This window comes from Oryzibacillus soli, assembly GCF_051594765.1.
Taxonomy (GTDB): Bacteria; Bacillota; Bacilli; order Paenibacillales; family NBRC-103111; genus Paenibacillus_AR.
Genome location: NZ_JBPPGJ010000020.1, coordinates 94,812 through 110,474 on the forward strand (window position 1 = coordinate 94,812; position 15,663 = coordinate 110,474).

Genomic DNA, 15,663 nt, shown 5'->3' on the forward strand with positions numbered 1-15,663 from the left:
TGCCTGATTTCAAAGCCGTTCTCCGTAAGCTTCGTATTTTCCGTAAAGCCGTCCCGATCACCTCCCTCTAGATCAACAATAGCTCCAAATAACCGCTGCTAATGAACCTCTTACGTCGTCTGTCCGCATCCCCAGAGTCCAGATCATCGGTCTTCGGAAAAATCCGAAAGGCCTCTTCCCAGAATTCCTCCCGGTTCTCGGGGAGCTCCAGGAAGCTCAGATAACAGCGGTCAACATCCAATTCTTCAAAGATAATCCCATATCGTTCATCCCACTCCAGCAACGCTCTCCTATATATGGGCATGCGGTCTTCATCGATGCAGGTGAGTTCAAAAGCCAGCCATTTATCCTCACTGTGAAAAAAAGTGAGCTTCCGCATCTCCACTGTTTCGTTCCTTTCATTCTCCAGATCCCAACCGTCGAATTCACCCCAGATCTGGAAACCGTAGGGCGAGAGAATCCGGCGCAGCTCGGTGAGATACATGCTCCACGAATCCTTCTCATCACTCACGCCTGCACAGAAAGAAATCCTCATGGCGCCTAACTTATCCTGATTTCCAACCAAGATTGGCTCTGCCTTCCGATTATGATGATAAAGGAAAAACAACCCGCCTTCCCACATCCAGTCCCATTCGCCCAATCCGAAGGTACTGGGAATCATCCCCAGTGCCAATGCAGTATCGGTGGCTACAGCCTCCAGAAGCTGTATGACCTGTTGAGCATCACCGGATTGCAGCGCCATGGCCAACGGATTCTGCTCCGGTGGATTTCCTTCAAGCACTCTGGCCCCTAACGAAAGAAGCAGCCTCGCCAACTCCCTGTCTCCCATCTGCAAGGCATGTAACAGCGGCGTAATCCCTGTGGACAGCAGCGTCTCCACGGAATACGAGCCAGAGCTTACCAGCTCCCGGATGGCACGGTAGTCACCTTTTGTAATGGCTTCTTCCAGGGTTCCATGACGAGTCTTCCATCCTTCGGATTTCCGCCGGACGGCGAAGACACGCTCCATCCACATGGGAAAAACCCTGCATCCCATCTTATCCCACATGTACATGGTATATGTAGCCTCCAACTGCAACACCCCATCCCTATCTCCAATGCAGAAGTAGATAACAGCCCTTACGCTCCGGATTATGGATCCAGGCTCGTTCCCAATCCGGAACCAGTGCCAGTTCAGGACAAAATTCCGTTGCTTCCCGCCTGAAGGTATCCCGTTCTGAAGGTAACTCAGGAAAAAATAGATGAATCCAGTTTTTTCCCGCACCAGCTATCTCCGTTCCGTATCGTTGGCTCCAGCGTTCCGTCTGTTGGCTTATATCTGCCGGCGTCAGCTCATAGTAGGGAGAGGCCGTTTCATAATACCACAATATGTCCCCAGGCTCAGTCCCATGAAAAAAGCAGATGACCTCTCCACTATTCGTCTTCCCGTCCCTCATATAAACCTGAAACCCAAGAGGCTTCAGCCATTCCCTCAAACCGGGAATCAGATTGCTGCACCACAAGCCTCCATAGCAGACCACTTCGTAGACCGCTGCCTGCCCCTTGCCGGGCCTTTTCAAGCTCCCTTTCGTTGCATCAGGAATGGGTTCGTTTGCCCCGCCAGAATGCTTCCAGGGTTCCGCCAAGCCTTCCTGCAACGCAGCTTGCACCATCAGCCCCTCCAGCAGAAGCTTCAACAGATCCTGCCGCCCGGCTGCCACGACGGAAGAAAACAGCTCCCGCTCTTTTTGAACCGGCACCTTCACGCCGAGCTTGAGGTGGAATTCCGTATTCGCTGTGGTTCCTTGCCGGATATCCAACGCAACGGCCTGCCCCAGCTCCGAATCCCCGCATCGAGCCAACACGTTTTCATTCATATGCTTCCTCCCTCTCCTGCTTACGTACGAATGCAGAGAGTAACGACGCCCGCGAAGATGCCGGGACAGAAGGTTCCGCCGATAACCCAGGGAATGTTCACGCCTCGTTCAATCTGAAAGACAACCGTACGGGTCAGTTTACGGCGCATGAGATGGTCCGCATCCCGATAGGCCTGACCGCTCTGAAGGTTATCCCCCTGATCCAGCATCTCCCGGATCTCCTCCTCCAGTTCGTCCGGCCAGAACATGCAGGCCCGCTCTTCCACCGTGTCATACACGACACTGGCACCTGCAGGAACGTCGTCCTTGGCCGCGAAGTCCGGCAGCCCGTCCAGCAGCATTTCGCCACAGTAAACGAAGGGCACATAGGGACTGTCCCCCTCAGAGTCCGGTGCCGTGCAGCCGCCGGCCTGCAGAATGCCTGCAAGCTCAACGGCAAACCCAGTGGCTTCCGCCAATTGGGCCCATGGCAGACCTGTATCTGCAGGAGAGTGTCCGTTGCGGAAGAAGCCGCTCGTGTAGATGCTCCCTCCCAACAATTCCAGCCCCTCACTCTGGAGAATAGACTGGGCTCTCGCATCCTCCTGAATCGGCCCGAACCGCCGGATGAAATCCGCCATTTCTTTCGTTTCCGGCTCACTGTTTCTTTTGGGGGAAACCGTCATCGGGAGCGGGGTCTTGTTTGCTTTCAGATCCCTGCCCGCGTCGCTGATGTAATCCTCCTTGTCTTTTTCGTTTTCCGGCTCGTGAAACCGCCATACCGCAGTGAAAGCAAACGCTCCATCCGCCCACTTTTCTCCCTGCTGACGCTCCCACGCAGTGTGGGCGCTATTGATGAGATATTCCCCGACAATCCGGAAGCCGTCTCCGAGGTTGGCACAGTAGTAACTCAAGTAATATTGCTTCCCTTTTTTTCGGTCGGTTCCGGTATAGAAACGATAGACCCTGCCAAGCTTCGCATGCTCGTAGGCCCGGATCAAAAAACAGGTTCGTTCCGCTTTAATGTGAAATTGTTCCGCAAATTCGGCAAAGCCATCGTCTCCAGGCTGTTTGCCTCGGACAAATCCGGATTTCAGGCCTTCCCGGTAAAATCCGTCCAGTTGACGAACTTCTCCTTCAAAGGCCGCTTGATCCAGATCCTCTCTTGCCTTTGCCATTGTTACCCGGTACTGGGTTTGCAGGAAGCTTTGGATGAATTCGACTGCTTCCGGCTCAGGTAACATGCCATTCCAGGGTTCCATGATCCAATTGTTCACCATCATCTGTTCCCCTCCAAATGCAATAAGTTGCTCCCGCGTTACACTCTGGTGGTGAAGACGCCTGCAAACAGCCCCGGAACAAACTTGCCGCCCAGGAAAACAGGGTATTCTCCCCGGTAGGGAGCCGTCACAATTGCAAATTCGCCCCGGTCCTTTAACCTTTCCTTCATCCGCTTACCGGCTTGTTTGAAGGCCTTGATGGTTTTCATATCCAAGTATTCCTTCAGCTCCGCTTCCCGTCCCTTGCCCCAGAACAGGCAGCTCCGGTCCATCAGGGAGAGGGATCGACTATCCATACGATTTGGGATTTTCGTCACGAAGCTGGGCAAATAGGCCATTTTCTCATCCCAGCACAGGAAAGGATAGTACCTCCGGTCTCCGGCCGAGTTCAGGGAGGTACACCCGCCCTCATTCAAGATCCCGACAACCTCGTGAAGGAATTCCATGGCTTCCCGGATCTCCTTCCACGGCAGCCCTTTCTGGTACGGATCGGTACCGTCAGGGAAGAAGCCGTGGGTATAGAACCTCCCGCCCAGAAGCTTCAAGACGGCCTCGTAATCCTCGCCTCCCCATAAGGCCTTCTCCTCCAGCGGGCCGAAAACACGGATGAACTCTGCCTGATCCGGATTGTCCGCCTGCAGGACCGGAACACGCTTGATTGCTTCCTCCTGACTTTCCCCTGCTGCCCCTACTGGTGCTGTTTCCTGTGCTGTTTCCTGTTCGGTTTCCGCTGTTCCCGCTTGGCCTGAAGCCGCCGCTAACTGGGCTGCAAGCTTGCTGTCCTCTTCGTATTGAATCCTGTCTTCCTGATCCTCCGGCGGCTGGAGCTGGGTAATGGCCTTCAACGGACCGAAGGGCTCCAACGCTTTGCTGCCATTGAGATATTTCTTGCTGGTCCAGGTATACTCGGCAATAATGCGGAATTTCATAGCGCCAGTTGTCCTGTTGGGAAGCTTCGCCACATATTGGATGCAGGAGAAGGAATTGTCCCACTTTGTCGTCTTCCCCCCGTTCTTGGTCACCACCCAGCCGATTGGATGGCTCAGGTAACAGCCGTATAAGGAGCCGAATTCCGGGTGTTCGTATTCCTTCACCTGAAACAGCACCCGCTTCTTAATGGTACTCAGGGAATTCTCCCCGTTCGCAAACCATTCTTCTTCCGGCTCCATCCCACGCTGAACCATGGTGCGTAATCCGGAGGCATACATCCGGTCAACCGCCGTTTGCGCTTCCTCGAAGACTTCCTCGTCCCGTTCTCTGTAACAGGCCTGAAACGCTTCGTATTCCTTGTCTATGAACTCCCTTATAAACTCTATCGCTTCATTCATGATTGCTATCATCCTCCACATTACGAATACTTTGGAGCAGCGCGGTCATCTCGTTCTCATCGAAGAACCGTCCTTCCTCCAACACAGCCGATAGAAGCCGGTACTTCATCCGCGCTTGAGGGGAAGCCTGGAGCAGGTCATGGCTGCCGATCGCCTTATGCCAGAAGTCCTCTCCGTGCCCTCCCAGATCTTGTTCCGTATAGAATAGCGCCGTCACCTTCTGCGGCGGGGACAGCGGCTTCATGCTTCGTATATCGTCGTCCTCTTCCACAATCCGGAAGAACTCCTCTGCCGTCTCCGCCTGGGCAATCACGATCCAGGGCCTTCCATATCCGCTCTCCGCATACCAGAAGGCAAGAGAGAAGCCGCCCCGTTCCGCGTACAATTCGTCTCCTTCGGGAGGCAGCTCGCAGCATCCTACCAACCGGAAGCGGGAATACCCGGTCTCTTCCAACGCATGGTGCAGCAATGTATGCCGGGACCATTCCAGCGCAAGCTCCGCCACCTCTTGCTCGGTCTGGCTGGCCCCCGAGACCGCTGGTTTGCCGCACCGCAGCAGCACCGGCTGGATCCGTGAGCCGTCAGCGCCGCTTAACTCATAATAGAAAAAAACATTCATCAGGCAGTTCATCTCCTAATCATCAAGCCTTCACTCGAACCTGCCGCACCGCTTAAGGGCGGCTTCCGCCTGAATCTCAGTAACCGAGCCCCCCGGGAATAACGCCTTGGCCTTCCTTCCGTTCAGGAAGGTCAAGTCCGGCTGATTCGAGTTTTCTTCCTGCAGACGCAGGCTCTCCTCCTCCGTTACCGGAATCTGGAACACCTCCAGATCATCCTCCCTATCGAGGGACATCCGCTCCACCATCAGCGAATAGTAGATTTGCCCGCAATGCTGGCATTGTACCAACGCCTCGCAGTCTCCCGGTCCGTAGCGGAAGGTGTGTATGCCCGTGCACGTACGGCAGTCACAGTCTGGCTGATTTGCTTGCTTTGGGGTGTTCATCACATTCATCCTCGTTCCTGTGGGATCACAAATTTGTCGGAATCGCCTCCAGCAGCCACCATCGCCAGAACTCCCGGAACCGTTGCGGATCTCCGACCTCCCATCCTTCCATCCGGTAAGGCAGCCCTCCCGCATACGCGCAGGCTGCATAGAAGTGCATATCCTCCCGGTAAAAGTCCTCGGGATCATCGGCTTCGGCCGTTTCTCCCCAAGAATCTTCTTCCATCTCCGCAAGATCCTGTTCCGAGACAAATTTCGCCATTTCATCATGGATGTGTTGCGTATCTTCCGGCGTGTAATTGGGATGATCATTCCGAAGCTGCTTCCATTTCTCAGCCGCTTCCTGGTACCGCTCCAATTCCCACCCCATATGCACCATACCCTGCATCACGCACATACCGGCAAGGGAGGCGCTGAAACGATGAGTGGTATGCTTCATATCCCGGATGCTGGTATTCTCCATCCACCCTTTGACAAAGGCCCAATCCTCTTCCGAACCGCTCATTATCCTCTCCCGTTCACCGGAAGATTGCGCATAGACCAAGGCCCTGCATTCGGCCAGGATAGCAGGAATCCTGGACTCCTCTTTCCACGTGCTCCTCCAGATATCTGCCGCGCGGGACATGACGGCTAATTCCATTCTCATCCGGAACACGCCCCGGGAGATGGCAAACGTTCGGAAGATGCGGATATAACGGGACAAGGAGCGGCAGACCGCTTCCCGTTCCCTGCGCTCAAGATGATGAAGAGGGTGCGACTCCAGCTGCTGCAGCGCTTCCTCTACCCGCTTCCCCAGCTCCTCTCGTCCTTCCCTGCCATACCAAGCAAGCACTGCGTCCTGACTCCATCTTAGGAATCCGGTTCCGTCCCATCCGTACTCCCATGGGAAACGGTTGAGCTCCGGGTCTTGTACGGTGATTTTGCATGTAGCGATTTCCACAGGCTCGTGTAGCAGCCAACGGGCAATGGTCAGGTAGATCTGCTCCAACTGGTCCTCCGTTAATGAAGCCGAGTGCTGCCGGATATCCAGCATAATATTCGCCGGCTCCGCAGTTCCAGAGAAGGCAAGGACGGCAACAGCCCGATTCTCTTTCTCCACCAACAGAAATCCGTCATATCCGCCACCGTCGCCGAAGCCTTCCCCCATCTCATCCATGTTCACGAGAGCATCCAGAATCCGTCCCCTTGTCAACTGCCAGAGACGGGCCAGCAGCCAGGAAGGGCTCACATGATCGGTTCCATATTGTGTTCGCATCATTTCGGAGCAATCCAGGCTGACATTTACACCGTCGTAAGAAGCATGCTCCCTTCGCGATTCTGTGCTGCTATCCCAATCCGGGTCGTGAATCCAATTTCCCAACTCCTCCTCCCTGGCCTTCGGCACAATCCTGATTCCAAACCCGCCGCCGATGGCGAAAACACTTCCTGAGCCTTCAACTGTACCGGACTCGTTCTCCCCTTCTCCGTGAATAGGCTTCATTCAGCCGCCTCCTTCAGGCTTGACCTTCCCGTTCATCCCTTCCTCGATCCTGTAGGTTCACCATAAGCCCACACTCAGCCCTTCCCCCATCGGCCCAGATTCCTCCTGGCGCCCTCATGTCCTGCCGCTGCGGCCCGTTCGTACATGTCCATGGCTTTGGCAAGATTAGGCTCCGTCCCCTTACCATATTCATAACAGAGGCCCAGGTTATAGAGGCCATCCGGATCCCCCTGGGCAGCGGACTCGGCATACCACCGATATGCCTCTTCGTAGGATTGCGCTACGCCCTGGCCGGTCTCGTAGAGCACACCTAGGTTGCTCTGGGCGCTGGCATAGCCCTGCTCTGCTGATTTTCCATACCAATAGGCGGCTTCTTGGACATCTGCCGGCATTCCTTTCCCATACTGACAGCACATGCCGAGGTGAAACTGCGCTTCCGAATTTCCCTGTTCAGCCGACTTCCGGAACCAATAGGCAGCCTGATTCATATCCGCGGCAACGCCGCTTCCCAGCTCCAGATGCAGCCCGAGAGCATCCTGGGCATCCCCGTGTCCTTGTACGGATGCAAGGGTATACCACCGCACGGCTTCCGCTTTATTCACAGCTACGCCACAGCCCAGATCATAGCAGGACCCCGCCAGAAATTGGGCGGGTGCTAATCCCTGCTCTGCTGCCTTCAAGCACCACTCCACCGCCTGCCTAGGGTTCTTCTCCACGCCGCGCCCTGCCAACAGACAGTTGGCGTAGTTGAACTGGTCGGAGGCAATCCCCTGCTGTGCCGCCATAAGATGCCAATAAGCAGCTTGATGATCGTCCTTCTCCACTCCCTTGCCAACAGCATAGCACCAACCGAGATAGCTCTGTGCGCGGCTGTCGCCCCGCTCCGCCATCTTCGCCAACCAGCGGACAGCAGCCTTCGGCTCCTGTTCCACGCCTCTACCCTTCAACAGGCAGATCCCAACCTCCGTCACTCCCATGGGGCTGCCAAGCAATGCCGCTTGGACGTATCCGAAAAAAGCCCGCCGGGGCTCATCTTCAACAAGCTCTTCGGCCCAATCGAACCAGTCCTCCCCTGTCGGGGACCGGTCCGAATCCGCTTTCTCTATCGTTTCACGCGGCTCCATGTGTTCCAAATATGCGCAGAGCAGCTTTTTCTCTGCATCTGACCAAGAAACCGTATTCGCTTGCAGCCTGTCGTACATGGGTCTCCCCTTTCTTATACCGGCTTGGGCTCAGCCGTCTGCCAACTGCCCGAGGATATAGAACGGAGCCTGCTCCAGCCATTTCTCCAGTACTGATATGGCCTTGGTTTCGTCTCCAATCCAGATTTCTTTATGGAATGTCGGATCATCGTCGCTTCTGATTTCCAAGAAAAATCCGGGTGCTGGCTGTGAATGGGCGCTAACCTTCAAATGAATCCATCCAAACCTGTATCTGGCCGCCTCCAGAATCTTCGACCGAAACGGGACACCAGGTATGCCACACGACCTTCCAGCCTGCGGGTATGGCAAGCGGCATCCGTTGGAATGGATCTGCATTATTCATCTCGTCCCGTTACCCTTTCCAGGTTCATCTTCATGTCCGCTCTCGTACAGAAGCGATTGATGATGTCCTGATAACGTGCAAGAAGTGCTGTCATCTCTGTCCGGCTCCGGCTGGATACGGTGTGGAGTACTTCGTCATTGTAATCGTTGACCACAACCTGAAGGCGGTAACTCCCGGCCTCATCGTAATTCGGCAGCCAATCCAGGGACAGGATATACCGGTCCCCCTCGGCATTAGCCCTTTGGGTAGTCAGGAACACAAGGTCTGTTCCGAACATCCAGTTCTTTGCGGACGGACTCCCAAAGTCCACATCGCATAACGAATTGCAGATCACCTGCCAGTTGGACAGCACAACGAACGGCATCTTGGGATAACGCATCCAGGCAGGATTCGGCTCTTCGGATAACGCGGCTTGGGCTCTCTCCGGATCGCTTACACTTTGAGACGACAGAATCGTCAGGGTTGCATTCAGCTTTTCCTTCAGCGCCTCTAATCCTTGGAGCTCACAGTCCAGCAGCAAGTGGTCCATACCGTTGATGCCGACACGCAGACGGTACCTTTCTTCCCCTGCTTCTCTTCCCATCCGGTCCGTATTCAGAATATACTGCGTTCTGTCCGGATCAGAATAACGGCGGCTCATAAGAAGTACGCAGGTGCCGCCTTCCTCTATCCCTTCTTTCTCCCGTTCCGCCTCCTCCGAATGGGACCCTGGTGCATCCTGAGCTTCGTACAACCGGTTCCATTCCACGTCCCATCCAGCTTCAATTTGCAGCGCAACCAACCGCATCCGATCCGTCCTTTCATCATCGGTTCTATCCCACCATCCAGAGGAGTCCCCAGTTCCCCATGTGATGAACACTCCGGAGCAGCTCCATCCAGGCCCGGAAGTACCACATCAGATCCTCGGCAGTCCGGAAATAGGCAACGAAGCATCGCCATTCCTCCTCCGGCGGATAAGCTTCCTCCAATTCCTTAGCCAGCTCTGGCGTCCACAACGCTAGCAATTCCTCTATCCGTTCCGGACTGATGCAGCCGCTGCAATCCACTTCTGCCAGCCATTCCCGCTCCGGGTGCGCTCTCTCCTCGTAATCCTTCCAATAGGCGCAGAAGGGCAAGCCGAATAACTCACTGAAAAGGGTATCCGCAGCCGTTCTGACTGACACGGACAGCCTGCCTCTGATATGCTCATAGAGCTCGTTGGCCTCCTGGGCTGCTTTCCAGTTGTCCAGACTATCTCTTAAACCGGTGATTTCCCTGATCCATTCGCTGTGTTCCGGGCGTAGGTTCCCGTCAAGATCCAGACATTGCTCCCAGAAATCGCGGCTCATCCGGTTTCGATTCTGCCAATTCAGCGCATAGAACACCGCATCCCAGCTCACAAATTAGCCCTGCCCTTCCTTGGCCATCATCAGAAAGTCCGCTAATAGAAACTCCTCTCCGGATTCCTCTTCGTATACCATATCCGCCTTAAATACGGTTCCTTCTCCGTTCATAAATTCCTCTTGTTCGGAAACCACATCTCCTGTAAGCGCTCCAAGCCTGGTCTCCCAATCTCCCAGAATTACCGTCTCGGCTTCTTCTTCATACGCAATGTAATCAAAAAGCAGCCCCGCCAAATCCCCCTCGGGGATCGGATTTCCCTCCATGTTTCGAATGACAGGATGTCCCTCTTCGGTAAAAGAAGCAGTCAGCTCATTCGGCACTGTAATCCGAAGAAAGGGAAGAATATCCACTTCCGTTTCAAGAATGCCGATAGCAAAACGTTGCACACGGATCGTCTGTCCGTAGGAAAGCAGGGCGTATAGACCAAATCCGGATTTGATTCTGGCTATGATCATCTCCCGGATATGTCCGGCAGAACCGGATACCATCTGGAAATATTCTCGCATCCCTCCCGGTTCCACAAACATATGCAGATGGTAGTAGCTTTTGGGCGGCTCCATCTCCCGGACGAACAGCTCCCGATAAACCGGATGGTCCCGCAGCGGCGCATAACACGAATAGGTATCCACTTTGTCCTTTACCATCGGATCCACGGCAAGAGCCTGCTGCAGCCAATGGATGGCTTCGTCGGGATTATGGGCGGCCACGTACAGCTCTGCCATCGTCAGATAAGGGTACACATAGGCAGGATGGATCCGCATGCACAGCTTCAGATCCGCTATCCCACGCTGCCACTGCTGCTGCGGAATCGCCTCGTCGCACACCCGGCTATTCAGGGCACTGGCGATACTATCAACGGAGAGTTTGCCCCGGGAGAGGGTGATCACCTCCGGATTGAAATCCACCGCTTTGGCCAGATCATCCACACTATCTGCCTGGAGCAGCAAATCTGCCACGATTCCTGTGTTCGGCCCGGCCAGATATTTGGCCATTCCACGGAGAAATAACGCCTCCGGCCAATCCACGGCCAGCTTCAGGGCATTGTCGAATGCCTCCACAGCCCTTTTATTGTTCCCCTGCTCCATCAGGCTCTGCCCGTTCCGCAGCCATTCTATGGCCTCTGACGGATAGACCCTTTCCTTCCCGGTTATGTTCCCGTAGCGGATATAGGGACGCAATGGTGCATAACAGCTATACTCGTCCATCTCTCCGGCAGTACCCGGCGCCGCGAGTTCAGCTTTTTCCAGCCAGTCCATCGCAATGTGATAATCCCCCATACTCACATACGTCTCCGCCATGGTTAGTAGCGCCATAGGATAGCCCGGATCCAGCTTTAGGGCCGTTTCCAGATAGGCCAGGGCAGCGGAATGATGCTTGGCCTCGATTCTGCGGCAGGCCAGTGAATTCAATTGGGACAGAACGAACGCCTTCGTGAACCCTTCCGGGGCAAACAGATCGGACAAGGACGGTTCCAGCTCCAGCGCTTGTACCGCATATTCCGCGGCACCCCATTTATCCCCCTTCAGATAAGCCATATGGGCCCGGCGGAATATAGCTTCTGGCCATACCGGCTCCTTTTCCGCCGCCATGGTGAACAAGCCGAAAGCCTTTTGGACCTTATTTTGTTCCATAGCTTCCATGCCCAGCTTGTAATATTCCTTTCGAAGCTCATCGATTTCTGGCGATCCCATACTGCTCCATCCTCCCACAGCCCATACCGTTCATGATCTGCATAAGTTCAATGCCTCTTTCCATGTAAATGTCCGAAGCATCATTCGGAAAATCATATTCTTCCTCATCGTCTTATAGGATCTCTTCCAACAACACTTCCCGTTCCGCAAGAGCTTGAAGCAGCTTGGTTGTTTCCCGAAAAGTAAGGTCCTTGATGTATAGCATCCTGTTTCCCTGCCTCTCCATTTCTCCGGCTGTGCCTTCCATGCTGCATAGAGCCGACAGTTGGCATAAAAAAGGAAAGCTGCCCTCCGTTTTGTCGCGCAGGAACCTGCCTGATACGTGCAGATAGTCTCTTAATCCATATCCGCTGTAACCAACCGAATGTACCTCGCCTGCCGGACCTCGTAAGAGAAGATCATCACTTTCATCGGTTACCCGTCTATACACCCGAAGCAGGCTTCCCAGACGTGTATCCGCCGAGGATATCTCCATAACCCGCATCGGCTTGCTGCTGGTATTCACCCTCGGAATACTCACATAAACCGGTATCCACTGCTCCTCCAGAAATAATTCATAGGTTCCGTCCTTCAATACTCCATCGAGGCGGATGTCGGTCAGCCGGATTATCATCTCCGCCGTATCGATCCAAAGGTACGGCTCAGTATGCATGCTTGCAGCCTCCTTACGATTCCGCTTCCGCCTCGACAACCGTATCGTCGGAAAATTGGATGGCACACACGCGGCTCAGCATTTCGCAATAGGAGGGAAAGGCAAGACGGGCTAAGGCCGAATCGATGGTTCCCCTACCCGCGGCATCTCCATCTCTGCGAACATCCATATAGTTGAAATCATAGATTCCAAGATCCCCGCTGTCATCGGCTTTCACCGCCAGCACGGATTCGAGAGTTTCCAGAACGCAGGCAATGATCAGTAGGGGAGCTCCCCCCATTGTGATCTCCTCATATTCACCTAAATCCCGGGCAAAGCCTTGATTCCCGTAAAAGCTATCCTGAAATCGGTAGTCATCATATTCCGAATGGTCGAAGCGGCTGAACCGATACCACCAGAGCAGCTCTTCGGAATAGACCCCCAGGAACACTTCACCCAACTCCCGCAGCCATTCCGGATCCGTATCGGGCCGCGACTTTTTATGAAACATCAAGTTTGGATAATGTCGTATGAAGGAAATAAGAGCATCCTTTTTCCAATCGGATATAGTCGACTTATTCACCCAACTTCTCGCTTCAGTGGCCGTTCCCATTGTTCTTTTTGCCATTGTCATGTCCTCCTCAAATAAATGAATGCTCCAGAGTCTTTCACCAGCTTCCGCCGCCTCCACCTCCAGCACCGCTTCCCGAACCGCCACCGGAGGAATCTCCTCCGGAAGATGAGCTTTCGAAGCTGCCCATGGACTTGTTCAAATACGCGGCATATTGTACAGGCTCGAAGCCGCTGCCCGGCTGGGCCTGATACCACTCCGGAGGTTTAGCACCGGTAAAGCGTTGGAGTGAAGCCGTCCATTTTGAAGTTAATCCGAACAGAAAAACATACGGCAGGTCCTTGTAGCAAGCCCCCTCATCCTGCGGTTGTTCTGAATTTTTCGACCCGTACATCTGTTGAAGTTCAGTCTTATAATTCAGCACCTGCTTGAGCAGCCGTGAACCGTATTCCGTACGCCTCTTCGAGAAGGCGCCCGCCAGCGCGCAGACCCCTGCCGCGACACTGCCCGCCCCATATAACCAAGGGTTCAGCATCATATCACCGGTAAGGTTGGCAAACCACCACAGGAACAGCCCGAAGACGGTTCCGCACACAATGAACCCCAGAGGCATTCGAATGCTTAACCGATCCGCGAAATAGATCAGAAGCAAGGAACCCAGCAACACCATAAACCATGTCAGGATGCCTGTAATAAGGATTAATAGAACGTCAGCAAGGTCAACGCAGAAAAAAGCCATCGCCTGACAAGCGAGAACAGTAATGATCGAAGCGGAGAAAATCGCTCCTCCCGCCAGGGCATAGAGCGGGGATCTCTCGTATATCAACCGCTCGGGAGTCTGAAAATCCCGCGCAATTCCTTCCTTCCAATCACGGAATGCTTTATAAAAATCGTCTCCCAGCTCAGCGGCCGTTACACTCTCCTTGCCATTGAACAGCCGCTCTAGCATCTTCCGATCATAGGGTTGAAGCGATTCATCCGGCTCCCGCAGCTTGACGAGACGCAGGACCTGCTTCCCCTCATCCATTACCTTCAGATAACCCAGGTCCGCCCAATAGAGGATCATAGCGGATAACGATTGGGAGCTCGCGCTGCCGTGCATAACATAGCTCATCGCAGCCGGGTTGAGCCGAATAGGATCCATACCCGCCATCTGTGACGAACTCCGCCGTCTGCGTCCATAGATCAGCCAGAATGCCACGCTTACACCGGCCAGGACCGTGAAGGCTAGCATTTCGATATAGCCTGAAGCAGCCTTTGGTGGCTGAAGTGCATTTTCGGACAGCTCCATCATCAGCGTTAACCCGTCTCCCGGGTCCAAGATCTCATTGACAACACCGGTAATCAAGCCGTCTTGAACGGAGTATTCCATATTCGGCGTATACTTGCTGCCTACCGCACCAGAGGAGATCGCGATTCGATTGGGAACCGTATCCTCTGGCAGTCGGATAGCAAATTGAATGTGGCTAATGGAAGTATCCCACCCTGTCCCGATGAGATTATAGCTCAATCCGTTCAACGGAATACCTTTACTAGTCTGGAGGGCATAATGATACTGAAGCTCATACGTTTTCGATCCGGTATACGTTCGGTTGGAGTCCCCGATTTGAATCCGAAGAGACTGGCCAACCCAAGCTTTCCGGTAAGGAATTTCGGCTGATGACGCAGGGTCTTTTACTGCAATCTCCGTAACCTTCGCCAAATAACGCAGTTGTGTTCTCGCGTTTTCATACTCCAGCACCATGCTGCCAGTCAAGGGAACCTCTCTGTAAATGCCATGTTTGGGCTGAACAAAATCGGCTGTTATCCGCTCCGTTACATCTATGGAGGCGTCCTTATTTACAATCGTCTCAATCTGATAACCCGTTATTCTATATCCGTTGTAATCAAGCTGTACCGCATAATCCTCCGCTTTTACCTTTCCTTGTCCCGTCAGCCACAGAAGGATCAGAAGAAGGAGCGCGATACCTCTCTTGATAGCCATAACGATCTCCTTTCTCCACAAACCACAATGCGTCTTATCCCGCTATAGAATCAGCTTTCACATTACTATGCATAAAATCCGGCGTTTTGTATTGTACATAAACGACATTTTCAAGGTACAGGTAATCCATCGCTAAAAACAGCAAAAAACAGCAGGTTCATCTTGAGCTACTAGAGCTCTTGATGAACCTGCTGTTTTTGGTTAGTGCGGTCGAGAGGACTCGAACCTCCACGGCTGTTACACCACTAGAACCTGAATCTAGCGCGTCTGCCAATTCCGCCACGACCGCATATTTAATGGCGGAGCCGACGGGATTCGAACCCGCGGTCTCCTGCGTGACAGGCAGGCATGTTAGGCCTCTACACCACGGCTCCGCAATGGGAAATCTTCACCTCAAGGTGGTGAAGGATGAACGCAGACGGGATCGAACCGCCGACCCCTACCCTGTCAAGGTAGTGCTCTCCCAGCTGAGCTATGCGTTCAAGTATAGGTGGTGACCCGTAGGGGATTCGAACCCCTGTTACCTCCGTGAAAGGGAGGTGTCTTAACCCCTTGACCAACGGGCCATCATACTTATGGAGCCTAGGGGGATCGAACCCCTGACCTCATCGCTGCCAGCGATGCGCTCTCCCAGCTGAGCTAAGGCCCCATACAAAAATCCCCTTACGGGGTTTCGGGATCTTGTTCCCTGAAAACCGGATGCGAAACTTCCGAAAACCAATGGATAAGCCCTCGACCGATTAGTACTGGTCAGCTCCACGTGTTGCCACGCTTCCACCCCCAGCCTATCCACCTCGTCGTCTTCAAGGGGTCTTACATACTGGGAAATCTCATCTTGAGGGGGGCTTCACGCTTAGATGCTTTCAGCGCTTATCCCGTCCGTACTTGGCTACCCAGCTATGCTCCTGGCGGAACAACTGGTACACCAGCGG

General features: G+C 54.0%; 14 protein-coding genes, 5 tRNA genes and 1 rRNA gene. All 20 read right to left on the reverse strand.

Going from position 1 to position 15,663, the window contains the following annotated elements; genetic code table 11:
- Positions 1 to 67 precede the first annotated feature (67 nt).
- Positions 68 to 1,054 carry an ankyrin repeat domain-containing protein gene (locus tag ACSEXW_RS23185; RefSeq protein ID WP_438448565.1) on the reverse strand — a complete coding sequence of 329 codons (987 nt, stop codon included), beginning with the start codon at positions 1,052 to 1,054 and terminating at the stop codon, positions 68 to 70.
- Between the two features lie 34 nt (positions 1,055 to 1,088).
- On the reverse strand, positions 1,089 to 1,799 hold the full coding sequence (locus ACSEXW_RS23190) for a DUF4253 domain-containing protein (protein ID WP_438448566.1): 711 nt from the start codon (positions 1,797 to 1,799) through the stop codon (positions 1,089 to 1,091).
- A 77-nt stretch (positions 1,800 to 1,876) separates the two neighbouring features.
- A complete protein-coding gene (locus tag ACSEXW_RS23195; RefSeq protein WP_438448567.1) occupies positions 1,877 to 3,118 on the reverse strand; it encodes a hypothetical protein in 1,242 nt (413 codons plus the stop codon).
- Between the two features lie 35 nt (positions 3,119 to 3,153).
- Positions 3,154 to 4,443 (reverse strand): hypothetical protein, encoded by a 1,290-nt coding sequence (locus ACSEXW_RS23200; RefSeq protein WP_438448568.1) that lies wholly within the window; start codon positions 4,441 to 4,443, stop codon positions 3,154 to 3,156.
- A complete protein-coding gene (locus ACSEXW_RS23205; protein ID WP_438448569.1) occupies positions 4,436 to 5,062 on the reverse strand; it encodes a hypothetical protein in 627 nt (208 codons plus the stop codon). Before ACSEXW_RS23205 ends, ACSEXW_RS23200 begins: the two co-directional genes overlap by 8 nt.
- A 30-nt stretch (positions 5,063 to 5,092) precedes the next feature.
- Complete coding sequence (locus tag ACSEXW_RS23210; protein WP_438448570.1) at positions 5,093 to 5,350, reverse strand: hypothetical protein; 258 nt, start codon at positions 5,348 to 5,350, stop codon at positions 5,093 to 5,095.
- Between the two features lie 121 nt (positions 5,351 to 5,471).
- Complete coding sequence (locus ACSEXW_RS23215; RefSeq protein WP_438448571.1) at positions 5,472 to 6,926, reverse strand: Imm5 family immunity protein; 1,455 nt, start codon at positions 6,924 to 6,926, stop codon at positions 5,472 to 5,474.
- A gap of 74 nt (positions 6,927 to 7,000) precedes the next feature.
- Positions 7,001 to 8,128, reverse strand: a complete 1,128-nt coding sequence (locus tag ACSEXW_RS23220) for a tetratricopeptide repeat protein (protein WP_438448572.1) — start codon at positions 8,126 to 8,128, stop codon at positions 7,001 to 7,003.
- 335 nt (positions 8,129 to 8,463) lie between these two features.
- The gene (locus tag ACSEXW_RS23225; protein ID WP_438448573.1) at positions 8,464 to 9,258 is read right to left on the reverse strand and encodes a hypothetical protein; all 795 of its coding nucleotides are present in this window, start codon (positions 9,256 to 9,258) and stop codon (positions 8,464 to 8,466) included.
- Positions 9,259 to 9,283: 25 nt separating this feature from the next.
- On the reverse strand, positions 9,284 to 9,850 hold the full coding sequence (locus tag ACSEXW_RS23230; RefSeq protein ID WP_438448574.1) for a hypothetical protein: 567 nt from the start codon (positions 9,848 to 9,850) through the stop codon (positions 9,284 to 9,286).
- 3 nt (positions 9,851 to 9,853) lie between these two features.
- A complete protein-coding gene (locus ACSEXW_RS23235; RefSeq protein ID WP_438448575.1) occupies positions 9,854 to 11,545 on the reverse strand; it encodes a tetratricopeptide repeat protein in 1,692 nt (563 codons plus the stop codon).
- 112 nt (positions 11,546 to 11,657) lie between these two features.
- Complete coding sequence (locus ACSEXW_RS23240) at positions 11,658 to 12,197, reverse strand: hypothetical protein (protein WP_438448576.1); 540 nt, start codon at positions 12,195 to 12,197, stop codon at positions 11,658 to 11,660.
- Positions 12,198 to 12,210: 13 nt separating this feature from the next.
- Positions 12,211 to 12,894, reverse strand: a complete 684-nt coding sequence (locus ACSEXW_RS23245; protein WP_438448577.1) for a hypothetical protein — start codon at positions 12,892 to 12,894, stop codon at positions 12,211 to 12,213.
- Entirely contained in the window at positions 12,845 to 14,731 is a 1,887-nt protein-coding gene (locus tag ACSEXW_RS23250; protein WP_438448578.1) for a DUF2207 domain-containing protein, read from the reverse strand. The genes ACSEXW_RS23245 and ACSEXW_RS23250 overlap by 50 nt, the downstream gene beginning before the upstream one ends.
- A 205-nt stretch (positions 14,732 to 14,936) precedes the next feature.
- Positions 14,937 to 15,020 (reverse strand) — tRNA-Leu (locus tag ACSEXW_RS23255).
- Positions 15,021 to 15,028: 8 nt separating this feature from the next.
- A tRNA-Asp gene (locus ACSEXW_RS23260) sits at positions 15,029 to 15,105 on the reverse strand.
- A gap of 35 nt (positions 15,106 to 15,140) precedes the next feature.
- Positions 15,141 to 15,213 (reverse strand) — tRNA-Val (locus tag ACSEXW_RS23265).
- Between the two features lie 9 nt (positions 15,214 to 15,222).
- Positions 15,223 to 15,297, reverse strand: a tRNA-Glu gene (locus ACSEXW_RS23270).
- A 10-nt stretch (positions 15,298 to 15,307) separates the two neighbouring features.
- A tRNA-Ala gene (locus ACSEXW_RS23275) sits at positions 15,308 to 15,380 on the reverse strand.
- A gap of 71 nt (positions 15,381 to 15,451) precedes the next feature.
- Positions 15,452 to 15,663, reverse strand: a 23S ribosomal RNA gene (locus ACSEXW_RS23280); the annotation flags it as partial.

Coding starts and splice junctions, on each gene's coding strand:
- ACSEXW_RS23185 (WP_438448565.1), bottom strand. CDS start 1,054: ATGTACATGTGGGATAAGATGGGATGCAGGGTTTTTCCCATGTGGATG.
- ACSEXW_RS23195 (WP_438448567.1), bottom strand. CDS start 3,118: ATGATGGTGAACAATTGGATCATGGAACCCTGGAATGGCATGTTACCT.
- ACSEXW_RS23200 (WP_438448568.1), bottom strand. CDS start 4,443: ATGAATGAAGCGATAGAGTTTATAAGGGAGTTCATAGACAAGGAATAC.
- ACSEXW_RS23205 (WP_438448569.1), bottom strand. CDS start 5,062: ATGAATGTTTTTTTCTATTATGAGTTAAGCGGCGCTGACGGCTCACGG.
- ACSEXW_RS23215 (WP_438448571.1), bottom strand. CDS start 6,926: ATGAAGCCTATTCACGGAGAAGGGGAGAACGAGTCCGGTACAGTTGAA.
- ACSEXW_RS23220 (WP_438448572.1), bottom strand. CDS start 8,128: ATGTACGACAGGCTGCAAGCGAATACGGTTTCTTGGTCAGATGCAGAG.
- ACSEXW_RS23225 (WP_438448573.1), bottom strand. CDS start 9,258: ATGCGGTTGGTTGCGCTGCAAATTGAAGCTGGATGGGACGTGGAATGG.
- ACSEXW_RS23235 (WP_438448575.1), bottom strand. CDS start 11,545: ATGGGATCGCCAGAAATCGATGAGCTTCGAAAGGAATATTACAAGCTG.
- ACSEXW_RS23240 (WP_438448576.1), bottom strand. CDS start 12,197: ATGCATACTGAGCCGTACCTTTGGATCGATACGGCGGAGATGATAATC.
- ACSEXW_RS23250 (WP_438448578.1), bottom strand. CDS start 14,731: ATGGCTATCAAGAGAGGTATCGCGCTCCTTCTTCTGATCCTTCTGTGG.